Origin of the sequence: Candidatus Accumulibacter vicinus, from assembly GCF_000584955.1 — a bacterium.
GTDB lineage: Bacteria > Pseudomonadota > Gammaproteobacteria > Burkholderiales > Rhodocyclaceae > Accumulibacter > Accumulibacter vicinus.
On sequence record NZ_JDSS02000018.1, the window covers coordinates 167,883 to 190,624 of the forward strand.

Here is a 22,742-nt window from a genome sequence, read left to right on the forward strand (position 1 = left end):
CATGCACGTCGAGGCCGAATGGCCGGCTGGCCCCGGAACGCTGCTCAGCCTGCTCGCCGTGCCCGATCAGGGCCGGCAATGCCTGCACGAGATGAGCCTGGTTTCACCCGAGCAATTGGTCAAGTCGCAACCCGACTACTTTGGCGGACTCGGCCCGGGCTCGCCCTATTGGGTCGAGCTGGTCGCTGCCTACCAGCGCTATGCCGAAGGACTGTGCACCGCCGCCCATAGCGAAGCGGCCCTACGTGAAGTATACCGCGACCTGTGGCGGGAAAAGCTGGCCGAGCGCGACATGGACGCCGCCTTGAAGCTGTTCCGGACGCCGGCAGGACGACGCTGGGTCGCGGCGCAGAACGAAGTGGTGCGCGAAGCGCCGGAGCGCATCGGCGAAACGCGAACGCCTCTTCTGACGCAGGCCTTGCGTCGCCTGCAGGCCGAGCAAGCGCGCATCCTCGAGTTGTATCGGCGCGAGACGGACAAGCGCAGCGTTCCGGCCGTGGTCGGCCAGGCACGCCCCTGATGCTTCACGCCGCGGGTCGGAAGGCAGACGCGCAGAGTCGCGAGTCACAGGCTCGCCTTTCACATCAGCGGGGTGATCGCCCGGTCATGTGCCGGGAAGCGGTTACCGGTCAGGAACCCCTCGAACGCTGCTGCGGCTAGCGGCCGGCTGAACAGAAAACCCTGCATGTCGTCGCAGTCCAGGCCGCTGAGCATCTGCCTCTGGGCTTCGGTTTCAACGCCTTCGGCCAGGATGCGCAAGTCGAAGCTGCTAGCGATGCAGGCAATGGCGTGAATGATCGAGGTCGAACTTTGCTTGTCGGGGTTCAGGTCGCGGACGAAGGACTGGTCGATCTTGATGCTGTTGATCGGGAAACGGCGCAGATAGTTGAGAGACGAGTAGCGGGTCCCGAAATCATCGATGGAAACCCGCAGCCCGCAGTTGCGCAATTGCTTCACCGTGCTGATGTTTCTCTCGGCGTCGTGCATCAGCAGGGTCTCGGTAATCTCGATGTCGAGCGCCGCTGCAGGAATCGCATAGGCATCAAGGCGCTGCATGATCCGCTCGGGCAGATCGCCGCGCTCAAGTTCTTTCGGCGAGAGGTTGATCGCCAGTTGCAGACGGGTGAATCCCTTGCTGCGCCAGGACGCCAACTGGCAAAGTGCCCGGTCGATGACCCATTCGCCGAGGGCGACGATCATTCCGGTATCTTCGGCCAAGGGAATGAAGGTATCCGGCATCATCAGGCCATGGCGCGGGTGATGCCAGCGGATCAGGGCTTCCATCCCGATGGTTCGCCGCTGGCTGAAGCTGATTTGTGGTTGATAATAGAGTTCGAATTGATCGCCGCTTTCCAGCGCCTGCCGCAGGTCGCCCTCCAGCGTGAGGCGCATGCTGTGGCCGCTGTGCATCTCTGGCGCGTAGTGAAGGTAGCCGTTCTTGCCACGTCCCTTGATCTGGTACATTGCAATATCCGCATTGCGCAGAAGCACCTCGGGGGTTTCGCCGTTGTCGGGGTAGAGCGCGATGCCAATGCTGACGGTGGTAAAGAAATCCAGACCGGCCACCTTGAAGGGGCGCTTGAGTTCGGCCAGCATCTTGGCAGCGATGACTGTGGCATCCTCGCCGTTCCCCAGATCGGGCAGCAGCACGGTGAATTCGTCGCCCCCCTGGCGAGCCAGGGTGTCTCCCGAGCGCAGACAACTGCGACTGCGCTCGGCAAAACACTTGAGCAGCTCGTCGCCTTCGTGATGACCATAGGTGTCATTGACCAGCTTGAATCGGTCGATGTCGATGAACATCACCCCCACCCGCTTGTTTTTCCGTTTCGCCTGCTTCAGGGCAACCCCCAGTCGATCCTTGAACAGGATCCGGTTCGGAAGACCGGTCAACAGGTCGTGAAAGGCTTGAAAAGCAATTGTTTCCTCGGCTTTCTTGCGGTCGGTGATGTCCCGTGCAACGCCCGATGTCCCCACGAATTGCCGGTCGGTCGGCTCCCCATTGGCGGCATAGATGCCCTGCGCGCTGAGGATGGTCACGATGGTCCGGTTTTCGAAATGGCGCACTCCCCGGGTTCTCGTCTGCAACCGGATTTCGACGTTGGTGCTGGCGCGGTCACCGATTCGCCGTTCGTTGAAAACAAAGCGGGCATGTTCCAGATCATCCGGATAAACGATCGTCGAGTAATGCTTGCCCAGGAGTTCTTCGCGGGTGTAGCCGAGCATTGCCTGCACGCGGCCGTTGACGAAAATGAAGAGGCCATCCTTGTCGAGCGTATAGATGAAATCCGGTGACTGTTCCACCAGAAAGCGATGCAGACGTTCGGACTGTTCGAGACGAACCGTCATCATGGCGTGTTCCCGCTCGATCCGACGGCGATGCAGGACACGGTCTACGGTGTCGATGAGTTCCTGGGGATCGCCATGCTTGCGGATGAATTCAAAAGCGCCGTGGCGCAGGGCACGGATGGCCGAGTCGATCGATTCGTCGCCGCTGAAGACGACCACCGCCGTCGGTACATGCTGGTGCAGCATCCATTCCATGATATCCAGCCCATTGATGTCAGGCAGATTGAGATCGAGGATCAGGACATCGACGTCGCGCTCCTCAAGGCGATAGCGGGCTTCGTTGCCAGTGCCGCATTCCTCGATGATGCGCCCCTCGCCAGCCAGCAGGTGCCGGTAGGCCGCCCGGATCCGATCCTCGTCATCGACGATCAGGATTTTGTAGGGAGTCTCCTGGATGTCCAGACTTTGTGGCGAAAAGTTGAAATCCGCGATGGCCTTCATGGTTGCTCCCGAGAGGTGTCCGGCGACAAGACCGTCTTCTGCTGTGGCTGTCCACTGCCCAAGGGCGGCGTGCGCTCCGGTATGGGCAACAACAAGGCGATCATGGTTCCGAAACCTGGCTTGCTGCGGCAAATCACCGGGATTCCCAGGCGCTGTGCCAGTGCGCCGACGATCGACAGCCCGATACCGCGGTCTCCTCTGCTACGGACATCAGCAGGGTGATGCAACGGGCGCATCGCTTCTTCACTGATGCCAGGCCCATTGTCCTCGATTTTCAGCTCGGCAAAGTGCCGCCCCTGATGCAGGATGTCGTCAGTCAGCAAAATCCGGCAGCGTTGCCCTCGGGAAAGTGCCTCGGAGGCATTTTTCCACAGGTTGAGGAGGATCTGTTTGAGGCTGTTGCGATCGCAGGCAATCCGGACGGTCTGTGCAGGCAGGAGCATTTCGACGACAATGCCTCGCGAATCGAAAAGCACCTCACGATAGAGCAGCAGCAGTTCGCGCAGCAACTTGCCGAGGTCGACCGTGTGCTCATCAGCCTGCGCCTCGGGAGTATCGCGCATACGTCGCACAATGCTGGCCACTCGTTCGATTTCTTCATTCAGGATGTTCAGTTCGTGGCGAACTTCGGCTGCCTGCGGCAGCTTTGCGCTCAGGATCCTGAGATAGCTCTTGATGATGGTCAGCGGGTTGCCCGCTTCGTGCACGATGTGCCTGGCCTGGCGAGTAAAACGCTCCGCAACCGCATCCTCGATCTGGGCGCGGACTTCCTGGGCTGCGCGCCAGCTTTCCAGACTGCTGCCGGCAATTCGTCCGAAGTTCGCCAGACCCGGCAAACGGCGACCCAGCCGGGCAAACTGGCCTGCACTCAGGCCGGCAACCATGACGCCGACCGTTCCTCCACGCCCGATCATCGGAATGCACAACAGGCCGTTGCTCGCAAAAGCCCGGGCAAACTGCAGATCCATCAGGGACTTCACCGCTGGCGGATCACGGTCGTACGAAGATCGGATCTTCTTACTGAGCGCCGCCGCTGCCGCCAGGCTTCGTTGTTCCTCGGGAAGAATGCTGACCTGACTGAACACAGGCGCTTGTTCGGCGATGCCCTGGCCGGTCAGTCGGCCGTCCCGCGGATCGCACAGCAGGAAGGCGAGATGGTTCAGGTCAAACAGGATGCGCGCCGAAGCACGCAGGCCGGAAAATACTTCGGCAGCGGTATCGAGCGCGAACAGATCATCTTGCAAAGGTTGCATCAGGGCCTGATTGCCAATGATGTGGGCAATCAGGCTATGGGTATCGGGCACGGGGCGGGGGTCAATGCCGAGTACGCGCGGCAGGCCGGTGCTCCTGCCACCAACTTGCCGTTCCTGGAGCGTCATGCCGATTGCCTCGGCAAGCATGCACATTCGTTGTGCTGCCTGAGTACGCAACGCACTCAGGAGGCTGCCGCTGGCGTTGCCAAACATCTGCTCGGCGAGTTGCCCGAGTTCCTCGCTCACTTCGTCGTCGCAAGCCAGCGCGTGTGCCAGCCACACCACCTGGGTCAGATGCGTGCCGGTCAGCATCTGCTCGGCCGGCTGGTGGTGAAAGAGGATGCCATCGGCAAACGACGAATCAAGATGCCACCGATCGGCAAGCCAGGTGCCGATTTCGCCATGGTCAACACCGAAGCGTTCCTTTTCCATTTCCGACAAAGCGCTTTCATCGGGACAGGCAGCGAGGAGCTTCAGATAGGGCTCACCCAGGGCCGAGAGCAGAATCAGTTCCCCGACATCATGCAGCAGGCCCGCCAGATAAGCTTCATCCGGTTGCTGATAGCTGGTGGCGGCCGCCAGGCTGCGGGACAGTTCGGCAACCAGCAGCGAGTGTGTCCAGAACCCTGACAGATCGACCGCCCGCGTGGCAGTCCGTTCGTCAAACAGACTCTGGACCGACAGACAGGTCGCGATCGAACGAACCAGGCGGGTGCCGAGTGCCTGCAGGCAACTCTCGATACTGCGCAGGGGATTGCCACGCCGGAGCGCGGATGAGTTGGCAGCGGTCAGGACGCGGGTGCACAAGCCGGGATCCTGCTCGACCAAACTGGCCAGTTCGGCCATGGTCGTGCAGTCATCGTCGACCATCTGCAGGAGTCGCAACAGTATCTGTGGCGGCGATGGCGCGCGTCCCGACTCCATGGCATGGCGAATCGGTTCCGGTAAGCTATACATCGTGGTGGTGGCAGGGGATCACTAATCGAGCTTCTTGAGATAGTCCTTGGTAAACACTTTGTCCGGCAGATCCCGAAGCTTCATACTTCCATACTCAAGGACGGACTGTTCACCGCCGCGCAGAGCGTCTTCCATGACCAGTCGGGTGGGTCGTTTTCTCCCTTCCATGGCCTTGAAGTTCTCGTATTTGCAGGTCTTCAGGAGACGGTTGGAGAGCGAATAGAACTCTGCCTTGAAAGGCCAGAAGTCCTTGTCCCGGACCCAGTAGAGTACCCGCTGGTAGGTGACGCTGCGGTCGACACCGGTCAGCTCGAGAACGTGATATTCCTCGTTGCCGATTTTTTCGCGCCGTAACAGCCTCGGGTTGTAGTCGGCAGCGAAGTTGGCACGCGCCAGATCGCCGTTGGCCACCTGACCGGTCAGCCTTTGCGAGAGGGAGAGCCGAATCGGTTGAGAAACGTCGGGCATGAATACCCATAGGTCCCGACCTTTCATCAACAGGATCTGGCCACGTTCGGACGCCGGTTCGGTGACCATCACGACGCTGTTGGTGTTGCCCTTGGAAAGCACGCGGTACTTGCGTACCTCGGAACCCTGTCCGCTGCCGGTGGTCGTGATGCTGACGTCCACCTGGAAGCCTTCGGTCGGGAAACGAACCTGGTCGGCCTTTTCAACGATCAGCCGGGCCTCGGCATCGTCGCCTGCGGCCTGCAAAACCGACTCCGCCGCCCGTACCGGCATGGTGCTGGCCAGGACAGCGGCAAGCAGGAGTGCCAGTGCAGTGTTGACACCAAGATGGCGGATAGTCATGATTTCCATAGTTTTCAACCCATTGTGCTGGCCGTCGACGCGGTTGGCAGGAAGTGCCACCGATGAGCATGCCCGAACCCATTGTCCGCATAGAACATGTATACAAGGATTATCTACTTGGCGAACAGAAAGTCCAAGCCCTGAAGGACATTCATTTGAGTATCGAACCCGGCGTCTTCCTGGCGATTGCAGGTCCTTCGGGCAGTGGCAAGACTACCTTGCTGAACCTGATCGGCTGTATCGACACGCCGACCAGCGGCAAGATCTACATCCATGGCGAGGATGTGAGTGGGCGGACACCTGATCAGCTGGCCGATTTACGTGCACGTAAAATCGGTTTCATCTTTCAGACCTTCAATCTGTTACCGGTGTTGTCAGCCGCCGAGAATGTCGAGTATCCCCTGCTGCACCGCAAGGATCTTTCGAGTGCCGAGCGCCGGAAGCGCGTCGCGTATTTCCTGGATGTCGTCGGCCTGTCGAAATACGCGGCGAATCGCCCGAATCAGTTGAGTGGCGGCCAGCGTCAGCGGGTGGCGATTGCCAGGGCGCTGGCGATCCACCCGGCGATTGTGCTGGCGGACGAACCGACGGCGAACCTCGATCGTCAGACCAGCAAGGAAATCCTCTTCCTGATGAAAGACATCAACCGGAGACAGGGCACGGCTTTCATATTTTCGACCCACGATGACCGGGTGATCAACAATGCCCGCCGTCAGATCCGCATTGAGGATGGCGAAGTTGTCACGCTCGGAAAGCGTCCCTCCGGCGGGAAGTGGATTTTCTTGCCTGATCGCAAGCCCGGAACTCCTCTCAACAATGACAACGATGAATGGTTCAGCCAGTCTGCCGAAAGTTCGGATGCCCCCATGGAACATAACGAGGAAGACAGTGATGCAATCCAGAAGAATTAGCCGGCGTTTCATTTGTCTGGTCGTCGCTGTTCTGCTGAGTTCGCCAATGGCCGCGATGAGTGACCCCACGGGCAGTACTGATCGCCCCGGCGCCGACGTGTTCGACCGCTCGGAGACCAGGCCAACGCGCATCATGCTCGCCGCCAAACCGGCCGATGCCCTACCGACGAGCAGGGATAGCCTGTTTGACGATGACGAGCCTGCGACGGCTGCAGACCAGCCCCCCGCCCGTCGGGAATCCTTGTTCGTTGACGATCAGCCTTCATCGCCGCAGGCAACGGACTCTTCCAGACAGTCGTCGGCGCGTGCAGCGGGCTTGAAGGGGTTCATCCAGAACGTGATGGCCTATGACTGGCCCAAGCCACGACACTGGTCGGAAATGATGACCCGCGTCGATCTGAGCACGCAGGGCGATCTCGGCAGCCAGGTCAAATGGAAACTTGGAGCGCGTGTCGACTATGACGCGACCTATACCTTCACCGATTTTTATCCGCAGGCGGTGGCGGATAACCAACGTTTCAATGTTCTCCTGCGCGAAAACTATCTCGATATTGGCGCAGGAGACTGGGACTTCCGCTTTGGCCGTCAGCAGATCGTCTGGGGTGAAATGGTCGGGCTGCTGTTTGGCGACGTGGTTTCTGCCAAGGACATGCGGCAGTTCATCCTGCCGACCTTCGATATCCTGCGTATTCCGCAGTGGGCGGCCAGGGCAGAGTATTTCAAGAACGATTTCCACGCCGAACTGGTCTGGATCCCGGTCGCCAGCTACGACAACATCGGCAAGCCTGGCTCCGAGTTCTTCGCCTACACACCGCCGCCCCCTCCGGGTGTTGCCACGGTGTTTCGCAACGAAAAAATTCCGGCGCGCGGTCTTGATCATACCAACTACGGTCTGCGGCTGTCCGTGTTGCGTGATGGCTGGGATGTGGCTGGCTTTGCCTACAGCAGCATGAGTGTCGCGCCGACCTTCTACCGGTCAATCGTTGCCGCCCCTCTGCCGACCATGATTTATCAGGCCAGGCACGACCGTATCAATCAGTTGGGCAGCACGCTAGGCAAGGATTTCGGTTCGCTGGTCCTGAAGGGCGAGGTGGTTTATACGCGCGGCCGTAAATATGAGGTCACCAATGCGACCGATGCCGACGGGGTCGTGCCGCAGAACACACTGCTCTGGGTCCTTGGCCTGGATTTCAACCAGTTTGCCGATACCCGGATCAACGCGCAGATTTTCCAGAACCATTTCTTCAATCATGATCCGGACATCATTCCTCTGGCCAAGGAATATGGTTACAGCCTGTTGCTCAACCACAAGTTCAGCGACAAGTTCGAGGCACAGGCGCTGTGGATCGCCAGCCTGAACCGCACCGACTGGATGTTGCGACCCCGAATGAACTGGCATTTCGAAAAGAACTGGAGCCTGGCGATGGGTGTCGATATCTTCAAGGGGTCTCCGGCAGGGTATTTCGGCCGCTACGACGCCAAGGACCGCGTTTATACCGAGATCCTCTACAACTTCTGACGCCTCTAACGACCTGGGGTGTTTGCTAGCCCAGAGACGGGTGCGGGCGCTCGCCGTTGTAGAAGGCGAAGTACTCTGCCAGGCCGACCATCAGTTCGCCTACCGTGGCATAGCCCTTCAGAATGACGTCCTCATGCTTGACGCTGCGCCAGAGCCGCTCGACGAAAATGTGGTCGAACACCCTTGAACTCGGGACTGTGCACCCGACGCTTCTTCACTTCGCTCATCGCTTCTCTTTCCCGATGACCAGAGATCAGCTTAAACCATTGTCTGAAATCCGGGTTCCACTATAGTTGCCGGCAGCCAGCAATCTGCGGCAAGGGAAGAGTTTCGGATTTGACTCGTGTCAAGACACTGGTCATCTGCCAGAAATATAATCAAGTACTAATAATCATCGGCACCGGCCCAGGGACCCCAGCAAAGTGAGTTTCCACGCAGTATTGCGCAATGGCGTGAAAAGCGTCTTTCTGCGCTTCGAAGAAGCGCTCGATACCCCTTTCGGGGGGGACGACAACCCGCTGCGACATCTCGGCGCGCTCGGCCTGTACCTGCTGTGGATTGTCGTCGGCAGCGGGCTCTATCTGTACGCGGTGCTCGACACCGGCATCGACGCCGTCTACCGCTCGATCGGCGAGCTCTCCAGCGAACAGTGGTATCTCGGCGGCATTCTGCGCAGTCTGCACCGTTATGCGTCTGATGGCTTCATGCTGGTGATGCTGCTGCACCTCGTTCGCGAATGGTGCTACGGGCGCTACCACGGCTTCCGCCGCTATTCCTGGATGACCGGCGTACCGCTGCTCTGGCTCGCCTACCTCGCAGGCATCGGTGGCTACTGGATCGTCTGGGACCAGCTCGCACAGTTGTCGGCCACCGCCACCACTGAACTGCTCGATTGGCTGCCGATCTTTAGCGAACCGTCGGCACGCAACTTCATGGCGCCGGACTCGATCAACGATCGCTTCTTCACCATGCTGGTGTTCCTCCATCTCGGCGTGCCGCTGCTGCTGATCCTCGGCCTGTGGGCGCATGTGCATCGCATCAGCCATGTCGATTACCTGCCGTCCCGGCGCGCCATGCTGGCGACGCTGGCGACGCTGCTCGTTCTTTCGCTGCTCAAGCCAGCGCTCAGCAATCCGCCGGCCAATCTGGCGAGGGTCCCCGGCGCGATTGGCCTCGACTGGTTCATCCTGTTCATTCATCCGCTGACCGACCTGAGTTCGCCGGCGCTCATCTGGACGCTGCTGTTCGGGCTAACGGCGCTGCTCTTCGCCCTGCCCGTTCTCCCGCGGCCGCGGCCGCAGCCGGTCGCCGTCGTCGATGCGGCCAACTGTACCGGCTGCGATCGCTGCCTCGCCGACTGCCCCTATGCAGCGATCAGCATGGCGCCGCACCCACGGCGGCCAGGTCTGCAACTGGCGGTCGTCGATGCCGATCTCTGCGCAGCTTGTGGAATCTGCGCGGGTGCCTGCCCTTCATCGACCCCTTTTCGCAGACAGGAGACGCTGACCACCGGCATCGACATGCCGCAGCAGCCGGTCAATGCCTTGCGCGAGCAGCTCGAGCAGGCTCTGGCCCAATGCTCGGGCCTCCGCACGATCGTCGTTTTCAGTTGCACGCGCGGCGCCGACGCCAGCGCCCTGGCCGCCGCCGACACCGCGGTGATTCCCCTGCTGTGCACCGGCATGTTGCCGCCGGCCTTCGTTGAATACGCATTGCGCGGCGGTGCTGACGGGGTATTCGTGAGCACCTGCCGTCACGGCGGTTGCGATTTTCGCCTCGGCGACCGATGGACCAGCGAACGCCTGCTCGGCCAGCGTGAACCCCATTTGCGCAAGACCGTCCCGGCTTCGCGACTGCAACTCTATCCCGCCGCAGCCCGCGACAGCAGTACTCTGGCCGATGCGCTGGCCGAGTTCAGAGCCCGGCTCGAAACGGTTTCTGGCGACAGACTTCCCCCCTATCAGCGGAAAGCCCCCTAACATGCTTAAACCCACCGCCATCGTTGGCCAGTTGATCCTCTACGGCGCTTTTGCTGCCTTTATCGGCTACTTTTCGACCTCGCCGAAATACCGGCAGATTCCTGACGACATCGCGCTGATCAAGCTGTCGATCAGCCACCTTGGCGACCGCGAGTGTCGCAAACGCACGCCTGAAGAACTCGCCAAACTGCCACCCAACATGCGCGCGCCCATGGAGTGCCCGCGCGAGCGATCCGACATCAGGCTTGAAGTCGATTTCGATGGTCAGCCCGCTTTCCGCACCGTGATGCACCCCACCGGCCTCTACAAGGACGGGGTTTCGACGGTGTACAAACGCTTCGAGCTCAAAGCCGGCAAGCACCGGGTAGCCGTCAGAATGAACGACAACCTCATCAAGCCTGGCTTCAACTTCAGCAAGGAAGCCGAGATCACCCTCGTACCGGGACAAGTGATGGTGATCGACTTCAACCCGGACCGTGGTGGCCTGTTCTTCAAATGATCACGCTCATCCCCCTCGCCGCCGACCAACCTGGACACGGGCGCCGCTTCCCGCCGGCCGCCAATCACGCCGCACGACACATTAATCTCCCGAGCTGAAATCGATCATGGTCAAAATCCTGCAACAACTCCTGCGCTGGCTGTTCATGCGCATCGAGAACGTGTTCAACGTCGCCTTCGGCGACAAGATGAACCCTTTCTATCATCTGGGAACGATCAGCTTCTGGCAGTTCTGGTTGCTGGTGGGCTCCGGCCTCTACCTCTACATCTTCGCCGATACCGGCGTGCATGACGCTTTCGAGTCGGTCGAGCGGATCACCCACGACCAGTGGTGGGCCGGCGGCATCCTGCGCAGCATCCACCGCTACGCGACAGACGGCATGATCCTGACGATGCTGCTGCACATGCTGCGGCACTTTGCCTATGACCGCTATCGCGGTTTTCGTTCGTTCTCATGGCTGACCGGCGTGGCCCTGTTGTGGCTGGTTTACATTGCCGGCGTCAATGGCTTCATGCTGGTCTGGGACAAGCTCGCGCAATTCGTGGTCATCGCCACTGCCGAGTGGTTCGACGTTTTGCCCATGTTCAATGGCACGCTGATCCGCAACTTCCTCTACCTCGAGAGCGTCAACAGCCGCCTGTTCACGCTGCTGGCCTTCATCCACATCGGCGCGCCCCTGATCGTCGCTTTCATCATGTGGGTACACGTCCAGCGCGTCCCGCGTGCGCACATCAATCCGCCCCGCCCGATCGCCATCGCGGTCAGCGTGATGTTTCTGGCACTCGCGCTGGTCAAGCCGATACTTAGCCAGGGTGGCGAAGCCGACATGTCGGTGGTGCCGACCGACATCGACTTCGACTGGTTCGAGTTGCCGGTGCTGGCGCTGGTCTACGTGATCAACCCGCTGCACCTCTGGTACTGGGTGCTCGGCCTCACGGCCCTGTTCTTCCTGCTGCCCTGGCTACCACCGAAGCGCCTGGGTTCGGCGAGGGCACAGAATTCGATCACTTTTCACCCCGACCACAAGGCCATCAGCGCACGCTTTGGCGAAACACTGCTCGACGCTGGCCTGCGCCAGGACATCAATCTGCCCTACGAATGCCGTAACGGCGGCTGTGGGGTGTGCAAGTGCACAGTGCTGCAGGGCAAGGTCGATCCCGGACTCTACCAGCCGAGCGCGCTTTCCGCCGCCGAACTGGCGCAGGGCAAGGTCCTGCTGTGTTGCGCCAGCGCGCTCGAAGACGTCGAAATCGAGTACCTGGCGAGCACGGCGCCGAAGATTCTCCGGGAGTACAGCGCCGGCGTCGTCGGCATGGAGAAACTCACCGACGACGTCATGCGTGTTCTGCTCAAGCTACCGGAAGGGCAGCAGATTGCCTTCAAGGCCGGCCAGTACATCAACATCATTCTCGAAGACGGTCAGCGGCGTGCCTTCTCGTTTGCCAATCCGCCGCACGAAGCCGAGTTTGTCGAACTGCAGATCCGGCTGATGCCTGGCGGCCGTTTCACCACGCACGTCTTCGAAGCGATGAAGGTTGGCGACCAAGTCCGTTTCGAAGGCCCGCTGGGCGACTTCACGCTGCGCGAGTCCGCGCGGCCGATCGTCTTCGTCGCCGGCGCCACCGGCTTCGCACCGGTCAAGAGCATGGTCGAGGACGCCTTCAGGCGCGGGCTGCAGCGCCAGATCCATCTTTACTGGGGGGTGCGTAGCCGCAAGGACCTGTACCTGCCCGATCTGCCGGAACATTGGGCGCGCGAGCACGAAAACTTTCACTTCGTTCCGGTACTCTCGGATCCGGCCCCCGAGGACTCCTGGAACGGCCGCACCGGCCTGGTTCATGAAGCGATTCTCGAAGACTTCCCGGAACTCAAGGAACACGAAATCTACGCCTGCGGCTCGGTACGCATGGTCGAGGCGATCTTCCCCTTCCTCAAGAAGCACGGCGCCGAAGACGGGGCCTGCTTCTCGGATGCCTTCAGCGTATCGGCGCGTTCAATGGCCTTTCAGCCCCGCCAACATTAGGACCGGAGATATACCGCGGGCGGTCACGATGGAATCTTCTGGAAGGTTTGGAAGTTCAGGATCAATAGGGACTGTAGGGCGTTGGCATGGATGGGGTGGGTATCTTGCAAGCAGTGTTCGACGGCAGCTTTGAGCACCGCTATTCCATGACCGTTGTTGGGAAGATCCGTTGACGTGATTTTCACCTTAAACGCGTTTCAAGCGAATCCGTCTGAACCAGCCGGCCGCCAGCGCTGGTTGGTCGCTTTCGAGAACCAGTTGTGGCGTCTGCTCGAGCACTTCCTCAAAGACCACGTCCAGCCTTGTCGCAATGCGACTGACCACGGGATTGAGCAGTCGCCGCACAGGCGCCCACTGCCTTGGCTGCAAGAACTTGTCGAAGATCAGCACGCTGCCGCCGGGTACCAGCACGCGTGCCGTCTCACTGAGGCAGGCGAATGGATTCGGCAGGACGGCGAGGATCAGGTGCAGGACGACATGGTCGAAACTGCCGTCGGCAAACGGTAGGCGCTGCGCATCCCCCTGAACACAGCAGAAATCAAGCGGAGCCGCACGCGGCACCGCCCGGCGCAGCATGGCATGCGTCAAATCGATGCCGGTATAGCGGTGCTGCGTTGGCAAGAGCGGCAGGTCAAGGCCGGTCCCGACGCCACTCAGGAGCACGCGCGCGGGTGCCTGTGGCAAGGCTGCGAGGCTGCGTACGCGCGCTGCGCGGGTGGCGGCCGCCAGCACTGCATCGTAGAACGGGGAAATCAGCGTGTAACTGTGCTTGAGACCCAATTGTCGGCAATCAGTGCAGAACGTGTGGAACGGCCAGGGTGAACTCGGGGATTTCCGCCTCGAACTGCCTGCCGTCGACGGCCGTCAACTGGTAACTGCCGCGCATCGTGCCGACCGGTGTGTCGAGCTGGCAGCCGCTGGTGTAGGCAAACTTCTCACCCGGTTGCAGCAACGGCTGCCGGCCAACAACGCCAAGACCACGCACCTCCTGGACCTCACCGCTCGCGTCGGTGATGATCCAGTGCCGCGAAACCAACTGCGCCGGCACGGTTCCGACGTTCTCGATGGTAATCGTGTACGCAAACACGTAGTGGTCATTCGCCGGATCCGACTGCTCGGCGATATATTGCGGGATTGCGCTGACGGCAACCCCATATTTCTTGCTTGCGGCCATATGTGCTCAATGTCGGAACGATCAGAACCGGCATTGCACACCAAACCGAAGGTAATGACAAGCCTGTCGAGAAAGCGAGGCTTTCCTCTAAGCGGACCCGCCTTTTCGCGCTAGAATCGAGTCCAATTTCCCAGGGGTCCCTGCCATGTATTTGATTGCTCCGAGCATCCTTTCTGCCGATTTCGCCCGGCTTGGCGAAGAGGTCGTGAACGTCATCGCTGCCGGTGCCGACTGGATTCACTTCGATGTGATGGATAACCATTACGTCCCCAATCTGACCATCGGTCCGCTGGTCTGCGAGGCCATCCGCCCACTGACGCGAGCACCGATCGACGTACACCTGATGGTCAAACCGGTCGATCGCATTGTTCCCGACTTTGCCCGGGCGGGAGCCAACATCATCACCTTTCATCCGGAAGCGTCCGAACACGTCGACCGGACGCTCGCTCTGATCCGGGAAAGCGGTTGTCAGCCGGGGCTGGTGTTCAATCCGGCAACGCCACTCGACTATCTGGATCACGTCATGGACAAGCTGGACATCATCTTGCTGATGAGCGTCAATCCGGGTTTTGGTGGGCAGAAGTTCATTCCTTCCACGCTGGCCAAGCTCGCGGCAGCACGCGCCAGAATCGACGCCTATGAGCAGGACAGCGGGCGGCGAATCCGGCTGGAGGTCGACGGCGGAGTAAAGGTCGACAACATTGCCGCCATCGCCCGCGCCGGCGCCGACACTTTTGTCGCCGGATCGGCGGTTTTCGGCGCCGGCAGCGACAGCGATCGCCACCGCTACAACAGCATACTCGCAACGCTGCGCGGGCAACTGGAAAAGCCATGATCTCTTCACCGCTTGCCGTACGCGCCGTACTGATTGATCTCGACGGCACCTTGCTGGATACCGTCCTCGATCTCCATGCCGCTGCCAATGCCATGCTGCACGACCTGGGTCGCAGCGAGATTTCGGTCGAGTCGATTCGCAGCTATGTCGGGCGCGGCATTCCCAACCTGGTCAAACGCGTTCTGGCAGGTTCGATGGCCGCCGCCGACGATGCCACGCCGCCCCCAGCGGAGGCGCTGGCCAGCTTCAAGCACCACTACCGTACCGAGAACGGTCGTCATGCCGCCTTTTTTCCTGGTGTTCGCGAAGGTCTTGAGGCATTCAAGGCGCTGGATTTGCCGCTAGGCGTCATTACCAACAAGGCCGAAGCATTCACTCTACCGTTACTGCAGCGTACCGGCCTGCTCCCCTTTTTCGAGGTAATCGTCAGTGGCGACGTCCTGCCGCGTCCGAAACCCGATCCGATGCCCCTGCTCTGGGCCTGCGGCCGCCTGGGTTTCTCGCCGGTCGACGTGCTGATGATTGGCGATTCGGTACATGACTTTCATGCCGGAAGAGCGGCCAGCTGCCCCGTTTTTCTGGTCCCTTACGGCTACAACGAAGGACGAGATGTTCGTGATCTGGCATGTGATGCTATAGTCTCGTCCCTTGCAGAAGCTGCCCCACTCCTGATCCACGCATGACTGAAGCTTATTTCAATCGCCTCGCTGGCGAAGGCTACAACCGCATCCCGGTAACCCTTGAGACCTTCGCCGATCTCGATACGCCGCTCTCCATCTACCTGAAGCTCGCCAACAGCCCCTACAGTTACCTGCTCGAATCGGTACAGGGCGGCGAGCGTTTTGGCCGTTACTCGATCATCGGTCTGGCCAGCCCGACGCGCATCGTCGTCAACGCGCATCAGGTACTGGTGCTGAACGGCAATCGCATCGCCGAACGCGAAGACGACACCAACCCGCTCGACTTCATCGGCAAGTACATGAAGCGTTTTCGTGCAGCTCCCACCACCGGTCTGCCACGCTTCTGCGGTGGTCTGGTCGGCTGCTTCGGCTATGACACCGTCCGCTATATCGAGACCCGGCTGACACGGTCACAGAAAACGGACGACCTCGGCATTCCCGATATCGTGCTGCTGCTTTCGGAAGAAATTGCAGTGGTCGACAACCTTTCCGGCAAACTGACACTGGTCGTCTATGCGGAGCCCGGCGTTCCCGGCGCCTATCCGAAAGCGCAGGCCAGGCTCAGAGAATTGCTCGCCCGCCTGCGCGAACCGGTCCGCATTCCGCCGGAAGCGCCGCAATCTTCGCAACCCGCGACCTCGATGTTTGGTGAGTCGGAGTACAGGCAAGCGGTACTGAGAGCCAAGCGTTATATCACCGAGGGCGACATCATGCAGGTGGTACTGTCACAGCGCATGAGCAAACCCCTGGCTGCCAGCCCGATGGCGCTGTACCGTTCGCTGCGTTCGCTCAACCCGTCGCCGTACATGTTCTACTTCGACTTCGAGGATTTCCATGTCGTCGGCGCTTCACCCGAAATTCTCGTCCGTCTCGAAGGCGACACGGTCACTGTCCGACCGATCGCGGGCACACGCCGACGTGGCGTGTCCTTTGAGGAAGATCAGGAACTCGCTGCCGAGTTACTCGCCGACGAAAAGGAACGTGCGGAGCACGTGCAGCTCCTCGACCTCGGTCGCAACGACATCGGCCGTGTCGCTCGCGTCGGTACGATCAAGCTCACCGAAAACATGATCGTCGAGCGCTACTCGCACGTGATGCACATCGTCTCGAACGTCGAAGCCAAACTACGGCCAGGCCTGAACGCGCTCGACGTGCTCAAGGCAACCTTCCCGGCGGGAACCGTCTCGGGCGCGGCCAAGGTCCGGGCCATGGAGATCATCGACGAGCTTGAACCGGTCAAACGCGGCATCTATGCCGGCGCGGTCGGTTATCTCGGTTTCAACGGTGACATGGACCTGGCGATCGCGATCCGCACCGCCATCGTCAAGGACGGCCAGCTGCACGTGCAAGCGGGTGCCGGCATCGTCGCCGATTCCGACCCGGCATCCGAATGGCAGGAAACGCAGAGCAAGGCCCGCGCCGTACTGCGTGCCGCCGAACTGGCTGAACACGGCCTCGATACCCGTATGTAATCTCGCGGCCTCAACATTCTGCCGGCGCGCCCAGCACGTCGAGCCATTCCCTGATCTGCCGATAGACGCGCGTGTCGTTCAGCATTTCCAGGTGACCGAGTTTGCCCAGCCTGGCGCACTGGACGTCACCCGTGATTTCATGCGCGATCGCACTACTCAGCGGCACCAGCCCATCGCCAAGGAATTCGCCGATCGGATGCTCGACGTCTTCGGTGAGACTGGCACCCAGAAAGCGGAAAGCTATCGTGTGCGGCTTGGACAGAGTCCGTGGAGCCCCTGGGCCACGGCGCAGATCCTTGATCCCCTGGCTGCGTGTAGCGGCAATGTTCCCGAGTGGGCGGGTGATTTTAGTAAGTTTCAACCCTACGGTTGCCAACTGCCCAAGTCGCTCAAGCGGTGATCCGAGGTGCGGTGATCCGAGGCAAATCAGCATCCGTGTCGACTGCGGCCATGACATCCCCAGCGCCATCGCCTGATCACAGGCGCCAAGGGCGATCAGGCCGCCCATGCTGTGACCGATGATCAGCAGTTCGTTGGCCGGTTGCGGCCAGACCGCCAGCAAATTATCGAGCAGAACCGCCAGTTGCGCGCAATTTTCGGCAATCGGCAGGCCTGAGTTGTAGCGCAGGTAGAGTGGTGTGCAGGCCCATTCAGCTTGAACCTGGCGCCCGAAATGACTGGCGTACGTAGCGGCAGCTTCGCCGGGATCACCACATTCCCAACAATGTTCGTCACATCCTAGTCCGTGGACGAAAACGCAAAGGCGCCTGCCCGCGCCGGGAAAAGCACTGCGCAGCGCATCGGTGTCCAGCGGCACGACCTTTCCGTTCACCCGTATCGCCATGTTGATCGCCAGCCGGTTGTTGCTAGCCGCCAGGTGATCTCCGAAAGCGCCGTTGAGTGCGCTGTGCAGGCCACTCGCAAAGCGCCCTGGCGATTTATCCGGGGATTGGCGCTGCCTTTCGAGGATTGCGGCGACGTCGAGCAAAGCCCCGCTGCCGTGGAAAATTGCAGTGTAGACGCCTGCTGAAATGGCTTCATGAGCAGCTTGCACGACTTGAGCCGGCCAAGAAAGCAGCGGAATTCGCCGCAGGACGTCGAAAGACTGGTCGGCAATGGCCGCATGCATCTCCTTGATGCACAGCGTGGTTTCCTGAACTGCAGCTTTAGCAACGTGACTGTAACCGGTTCTTCGCAACGGTGACCCGAAGGCTTTTCTACCATCATGCGACATGGGTTGTCCTTCAACAGTGATGGCAAGTCCCGAATCCGCAGTCGGCAAATCCGTCTTGCTTGCCCGACCGACCGTCAATGCGATACCCCTTCGCCGTGCACAACCTTGGCAAAAGTCAGCCACAGTATCCGGATATCGAGCCATAACGATTGGCGCTGCAGATACTCGCTATCGAGCTCGACCTTTTGGGCAATGGGCAGTTCATCGCGACCGTTAACCTGTGCCCAACCGGTCAATCCCGGCAGCAACGCATGCACCCCGCGTTCGCTGCGCAGAGCGATCAAATCATGCTGATTATACAGGGCTGGGCGTGGCCCTACAAAGCTCATGTCGCCCACCAGAATGCTCCACAACTGCGGCAGTTCGTCGAGGCTGAATCTGCGCAGGAACGAACCCACTGGTGTCAGGCAAGCCTGTGGATCGGTCAACAGATGGGTCGCCACGGCCGGTGTTCCAACCCGCATGCTGCGGAACTTCGGCATACTGAAAATCCGGTTGCCCCGTCCGACGCGATCGGACCAATAGAGCACGGGTCCGGGCGACGATAACTTGACCAACAGAGCGACCAGACTGGCAGGGAGCAACAGCAACACCGCCGCCAGACAGGCCAGCAACAAGTCAAAAAGACGCTTGATTGGAAAACGTTTCATGGGCATTTTCGCCCTGCTGACAACGGCGTAGCGACGGCAACGGTGCTTGCCTGCGCGCAGGAAGCCGCAATGACGCCCATCGACACGTCGAATAACGTCTATCTACCGTGGAATGGCATACGCGTATACGCAAAGCGTCTTCGCCTTCCGCTAGCCATTGCCGTTATCCAGAAAGCTGCGCAACTTGTCCGAGCGTGATGGGTGGCGAAGCTTCCGAAGGGCCTTGGCTTCGATCTGACGAATACGCTCACGAGTCACGTCAAACTGTTTACCGACTTCCTCAAGGGTGTGGTCGGTATTCATTTCGATACCAAAGCGCATGCGCAACACCTTCGCTTCGCGCGGAGTCAGGGTATCCAGCACATCCTTGGTGATGAAGCGCAGGCTCGAGTAAAGGGCAGCCTCGGTCGGTGCAAGCGTCGCATGATCTTCGATGAAATCACCAAGATGTGAGTCGTCGTCATCGCCGATCGGCGTTTCCATCGAGATCGGCTCCTTGCTGATCTTCAGGATTTTGCGGATCTTTTCTTCCGGCATCTCCATCTTCTTGGCCAGCGTTGCCGGATCGGCTTCAAGGCCGGTTTCCTGCAGAATCTGTCGGGAAATGCGATTCATCTTGTTGATCGTCTCGATCATGTGCACCGGAATGCGGATGGTCCGTGCCTGATCGGCGATCGAGCGAGTGATCGCCTGGCGGATCCACCAGGTAGCATAGGTCGAAAACTTGTAGCCACGTCGATATTCGAATTTGTCGACAGCCTTCATCAGACCAATGTTGCCTTCCTGGATGAGATCAAGAAATTGCAGGCCGCGATTGGTATACTTCTTGGCAATCGAGATCACCAGTCGCAGATTGGCTTCGGTCATTTCCCGCTTGGCACGGCGCGCCTTGGCTTCACCGGTAGACATCTGCTTGTTGATGTCCTTCAACTCGCGCAACGGAATGCCAATACGGTCCTGCAGAGAAAGCAATTTCCTCTGCTCTTCCTTGATGTTCGGCGCGTTGCGCGAGAGGATCGCACCATAGGTCTTGCCGGCCGCAGCGATCTCGGCGTCCACCCAGTCAATGTTCAGTTCATTGCCAGGGAAGACCTTGATGAAATGCGCCCGGGGCATGCGCACCGTATCGACACAGATTCGCTGGATCTTACGCTCGCAGGCTCGCGCCTCATCGACCATCGCACGCACCGAGTCGCACAGGCGCTCAATGGTCTTCGAAGTGAAGCGAATACCCATCATCTCTTCCGAGATCTGCTGCTGGAGCTTGAGGTAGGTTTTGTCCTGGGAGCCTTTTCTGGGCAAGACCCCATGCGCTTGTGCGTAGTGCGATCTGATCAGCTCAAGGCGTGCAAGCCCTTCGGTCTTGAGTTTGAGCAGCGAGGCGGCAGCCGCCGCACCCTCAACCGCCTCGCCGCCTTCCTCCTCGTCTTCCTCATCGTCCTCAGCCACTTCCTCGACCAACTCTGCCAGGGAGTTATCAACTTCAGGGTCGATCAGCCCATCGATCAATTCATCGATGCGCATTTCATCGCGCGCGATCTTGTCGGCGCAACTGAGGATCTCGGCAATCGTTGTCGGACAGGCGGAGATCGCCTGGATCATGTGCTTGAGGCCATCTTCGATACGCTTGGCGATCTCGATTTCGCCTTCACGGGTCAGCAACTCGACCGAACCCATTTCGCGCATGTACATGCGCACCGGGTCGGTCGTCCGGCCGAACTCGGAGTCCACGGTCGACAACGCCTGTTCTGCCTGCTCTTCGACATCGGCATCGTCTGCACCGGCCGCCGGAGCGGCATCCGACATCAGCAGCGTTTCGGCATCCGGTGCTTCATCGTAAACCTGGATGCCCATGTCGTTAAAAGTGCTGATGATGCTTTCTATCTGCTCCGCATCAACCACATCGTCAGGCAGGTGATCATTGATTTCGGCGTAAGTCAGAAAGCCTCGCTCCTTGCCGAGTTTGATCAGCGTCTTGAGACGCATCTTGCGCGTCTCGTCGTCAACCGGTACCGGTTGGCTCCCGACCTGCGCCAAAAGGTCTGCCGCTGCCTTGGCTTTTGCCGCCTTCGTAGTCACTGCCTTTTCCCTTACCATGCCCATTTCCCGAATAGCGTTAAACTGGAAAAATTTTTGATTGTATCATCCCTCATGCTTCGGCACCGCCCCGCCCGCTTGCCGTCAGCGCCGCCAGGTATTGACGCTTTTCTTCGCCCGAAAGTCCGCTCACACCAAGCTTCCGGGCCTTCTCCTGCAACCGCTGGAAGACTCGTTTTTTCGCGCCTTCGAGCAGCTGCTGGACCGCACCCGTAAATTCAGCGTCAATCTGGTCTTCGGCAAAAGACTCTTGCATTAGTTCAGCCGCGGCTGCACACAGAACATCCTCGTATTTGCTGCCTCTGAGTCTTTCGATCAGGGTCGGGTAGGCCAGCCGCTGGGTGCCGGCAGCCGCAATCGTTTCACATAACAGACGCACTGCCATGGCTTCAGTCGAGTTGTCGGGAAGCAGGTCGAGTGGCAGGCATGAGGCCAGTTGCGGTTTCTGGAGCAATAGCCGCAGCAATGGCCGAAACAGCGAAGGTGCTTGGCGCGGCGCGCGTGCCGGCGCTGGCTGCGTCAGCGATCGCAGCTCGCACAGCCGTTCAATCTCGGCTTGCGAAAAGCCGCTGGCCTGTGCCAGACGCTTGACCAGTTGCAGCCGCAGTAACGAGGACTGCAGACGGCCGAGCAGTGGTTTGGCATCGGCGACCAGCCTTGCATTGCCTTCGGCAGTGCCCAGCTCGCAGCGCGCCGACAATTCGCTGAGCAGGAAATCGGAGAGCGGTGTTGCCTGCAGGATCATCCGCTGAAAAGCCTCGCCGCCGTGTTTGCGAACAAAACTGTCGGGGTCCTCGCCATCAGGGAGAAAGACAAAGGCAATGCTTTTCTGTTCAGTCAAAGCCTCCAGACTGTTCTCCAGGGCTCGCCATGCGGCCTTGCGTCCGGCAGCATCGCCATCAAAGCAAAAAACGATGCGCTCAGCCTGGCGCAGCAGCTTCTGTACCTGCATGCCCGTGGTGGCTGTACCGAGCGTGGCAACCGCATTGCCCGTGCCATGCTGCGCAAGCGCCACGACATCCAGATAACCCTCGACGACAATCACCGTATCGTGCTTGCGAATCGCCGCGCGTGCTTGCGGCAGTCCGAATACCTCGCGACCTTTCTCGAACAGGGGCGTCTCGGGGGAGTTCAGATATTTCGGCTCCTCCTGCCCAAGCACGCGACCACCAAAAGCAATCACCTCGCCCTTCTGGTTAACAATCGGAAACATCACTCGCTCGCGAAAACGGTCGTAGAGACGCCCTCGTTCGTTGCTGACCACCAGACCCGCCAGTTGCAAGTCAGGGTTGCTGTAATCGTCGAAAGCGGCGGCGAGGTTCTGCCATCCGTCTGGCGCGTAACCAAGACCAAACCGGCGAGCGATTTCACCGCTGACCCCCCGTTTCTTGAGGTAGCTGATCGCCGTTTCGGATCGTTTGAGCTGCTCGTAGTAATATTTCGCGGCCCTCGCCATCCTTTCGGCAAGCGCCTGCGATTTCGGGGCCTGCGCTGGAGCGTGACCCTGTTCATCGGGAAGCGGCATGCCGGCTCGTACAGCGAGTTCCTTGATGGCATCAACAAAGCCAAGGCCAGCATGCTCCATAAGAAAGCTGATCGCGTTGCCATGCGCGCCGCAACCGAAGCAGTGGTAGAACTGCTTGCTCGGACTGACCGTAAAAGAAGGCGACTTCTCACTGTGGAACGGGCAACACGCAGCAAAGTTGGCACCCGTTTTCTTCAGCGGCAAGTAGCCGTCGATCAGGTCAACCAGGTCGATGCGATACAGCAACTCCTGAATGAAAGTGTCCGGGATCAACTTGGCTCCCTTGAACAGCCGCAGTTCCAGAAGCGACAATAGCCGCCCGTCTGCAGACGGGCGG

At 59.9% G+C, this 22,742-nt stretch carries 18 protein-coding genes and 1 pseudogene; 9 read left to right on the forward strand and 10 right to left on the reverse strand.

The features are described from left to right. Positions 1-520 (forward strand): DUF2059 domain-containing protein (locus tag CAPSK01_RS05720; protein ID WP_034923573.1); only part of this gene is annotated, 520 nt, incomplete at its 5' end. Positions 521-579: 59 nt separating this feature from the next. On the opposite strand, the gene CAPSK01_RS05725 is transcribed toward CAPSK01_RS05720, so the two are convergent. The 3 genes from CAPSK01_RS05725 to CAPSK01_RS05735 are packed head-to-tail and all read right to left on the reverse strand — an operon-like array spanning position 580 to position 5,738. Continuing rightward, the gene (locus CAPSK01_RS05725) at positions 580-2,787 is read right to left on the reverse strand and encodes an EAL domain-containing protein (protein WP_034923576.1); all 2,208 of its coding nucleotides are present in this window, start codon (positions 2,785-2,787) and stop codon (positions 580-582) included. Continuing rightward, positions 2,784-4,997: an HDOD domain-containing protein gene (locus CAPSK01_RS05730; protein WP_034923579.1), complete on the reverse strand. Its 2,214-nt coding sequence runs from the start codon at positions 4,995-4,997 to the stop codon at positions 2,784-2,786. Before CAPSK01_RS05730 ends, CAPSK01_RS05725 begins: the two co-directional genes overlap by 4 nt. Positions 4,998-5,018: 21 nt before the next feature. Beyond that, positions 5,019-5,738 carry an outer membrane lipoprotein-sorting protein gene (locus tag CAPSK01_RS05735; protein WP_273703199.1) on the reverse strand — a complete coding sequence of 240 codons (720 nt, stop codon included), beginning with the start codon at positions 5,736-5,738 and terminating at the stop codon, positions 5,019-5,021. Between the two features lie 131 nt (positions 5,739-5,869). On the opposite strand from CAPSK01_RS05735, the gene CAPSK01_RS05740 reads away from it, so the two are divergent. Together CAPSK01_RS05740 and CAPSK01_RS05745 are read left to right on the forward strand one after the other, a co-directional pair. After that, on the forward strand, positions 5,870-6,718 hold the full coding sequence (locus CAPSK01_RS05740) for an ABC transporter ATP-binding protein (RefSeq protein ID WP_337958544.1): 849 nt from the start codon (positions 5,870-5,872) through the stop codon (positions 6,716-6,718). Next, a complete protein-coding gene (locus CAPSK01_RS05745) occupies positions 6,699-8,237 on the forward strand; it encodes a DUF1302 family protein (RefSeq protein ID WP_034923596.1) in 1,539 nt (512 codons plus the stop codon). Before CAPSK01_RS05740 ends, CAPSK01_RS05745 begins: the two co-directional genes overlap by 20 nt. A 25-nt stretch (positions 8,238-8,262) precedes the next feature. On the opposite strand, the pseudogene CAPSK01_RS22070 reads toward CAPSK01_RS05745, so the two are convergent. Beyond that, positions 8,263-8,412, reverse strand: a pseudogene (locus CAPSK01_RS22070) (integrase core domain-containing protein); the annotation flags it as partial. A 247-nt stretch (positions 8,413-8,659) separates the two neighbouring features. Here CAPSK01_RS22070 and CAPSK01_RS05750 point away from each other — a divergent pair. From CAPSK01_RS05750 to CAPSK01_RS05760, 3 genes are all read left to right on the forward strand, one after another. Next, positions 8,660-10,216, forward strand: coding sequence for a hydrogenase iron-sulfur subunit (locus CAPSK01_RS05750; protein WP_273703175.1), 1,557 nt, complete (start codon positions 8,660-8,662; stop codon positions 10,214-10,216). Position 10,217: 1 nt separating this feature from the next. Further along, the gene (locus CAPSK01_RS05755) at positions 10,218-10,715 is read left to right on the forward strand and encodes a hypothetical protein (RefSeq protein ID WP_034923599.1); all 498 of its coding nucleotides are present in this window, start codon (positions 10,218-10,220) and stop codon (positions 10,713-10,715) included. Positions 10,716-10,821: 106 nt separating this feature from the next. Next, positions 10,822-12,738 (forward strand): FAD-binding oxidoreductase, encoded by a 1,917-nt coding sequence (locus CAPSK01_RS05760; protein WP_034923601.1) that lies wholly within the window; start codon positions 10,822-10,824, stop codon positions 12,736-12,738. Between the two features lie 186 nt (positions 12,739-12,924). On the opposite strand, the gene CAPSK01_RS05765 is transcribed toward CAPSK01_RS05760, so the two are convergent. After that, positions 12,925-13,518 (reverse strand): class I SAM-dependent methyltransferase, encoded by a 594-nt coding sequence (locus CAPSK01_RS05765; protein ID WP_034923603.1) that lies wholly within the window; start codon positions 13,516-13,518, stop codon positions 12,925-12,927. Positions 13,519-13,528: 10 nt separating this feature from the next. Next, positions 13,529-13,912, reverse strand: coding sequence for a Co2+/Mg2+ efflux protein ApaG (apaG, locus tag CAPSK01_RS05770; RefSeq protein WP_034923605.1), 384 nt, complete (start codon positions 13,910-13,912; stop codon positions 13,529-13,531). 145 nt (positions 13,913-14,057) lie between these two features. Here apaG and rpe point away from each other — a divergent pair, with 145 nt between their 5' ends. Genes rpe through trpE form a run of 3 tightly spaced genes read left to right on the forward strand, consistent with a single transcriptional unit; the run spans position 14,058 to position 16,899 of the window. Continuing rightward, entirely contained in the window at positions 14,058-14,747 is a 690-nt protein-coding gene (rpe, locus tag CAPSK01_RS05775) for a ribulose-phosphate 3-epimerase (protein WP_034923607.1), read from the forward strand. Continuing rightward, the gene (locus CAPSK01_RS05780) at positions 14,744-15,430 is read left to right on the forward strand and encodes a phosphoglycolate phosphatase (RefSeq protein WP_034923609.1); all 687 of its coding nucleotides are present in this window, start codon (positions 14,744-14,746) and stop codon (positions 15,428-15,430) included. Before rpe ends, CAPSK01_RS05780 begins: the two co-directional genes overlap by 4 nt. Beyond that, positions 15,427-16,899, forward strand: a complete 1,473-nt coding sequence (gene trpE, locus CAPSK01_RS05785) for an anthranilate synthase component I (protein WP_034923611.1) — start codon at positions 15,427-15,429, stop codon at positions 16,897-16,899. Before CAPSK01_RS05780 ends, trpE begins: the two co-directional genes overlap by 4 nt. Positions 16,900-16,909: 10 nt before the next feature. On the opposite strand, the gene CAPSK01_RS05790 is transcribed toward trpE, so the two are convergent. From CAPSK01_RS05790 to dnaG, 4 genes are all read right to left on the reverse strand, one after another. Next, complete coding sequence (locus tag CAPSK01_RS05790; RefSeq protein ID WP_273703176.1) at positions 16,910-18,133, reverse strand: alpha/beta fold hydrolase; 1,224 nt, start codon at positions 18,131-18,133, stop codon at positions 16,910-16,912. Positions 18,134-18,207: 74 nt separating this feature from the next. Next, entirely contained in the window at positions 18,208-18,768 is a 561-nt protein-coding gene (locus tag CAPSK01_RS05795) for a sugar transferase (RefSeq protein WP_034924026.1), read from the reverse strand. Between the two features lie 165 nt (positions 18,769-18,933). After that, positions 18,934-20,880 carry an RNA polymerase sigma factor RpoD gene (rpoD, locus tag CAPSK01_RS05800; RefSeq protein ID WP_034924029.1) on the reverse strand — a complete coding sequence of 649 codons (1,947 nt, stop codon included), beginning with the start codon at positions 20,878-20,880 and terminating at the stop codon, positions 18,934-18,936. 52 nt (positions 20,881-20,932) lie between these two features. Continuing rightward, on the reverse strand, positions 20,933-22,742 hold a 1,810-nt coding region (gene dnaG / locus CAPSK01_RS05805), incomplete at its 5' end, for a DNA primase (protein ID WP_337958545.1).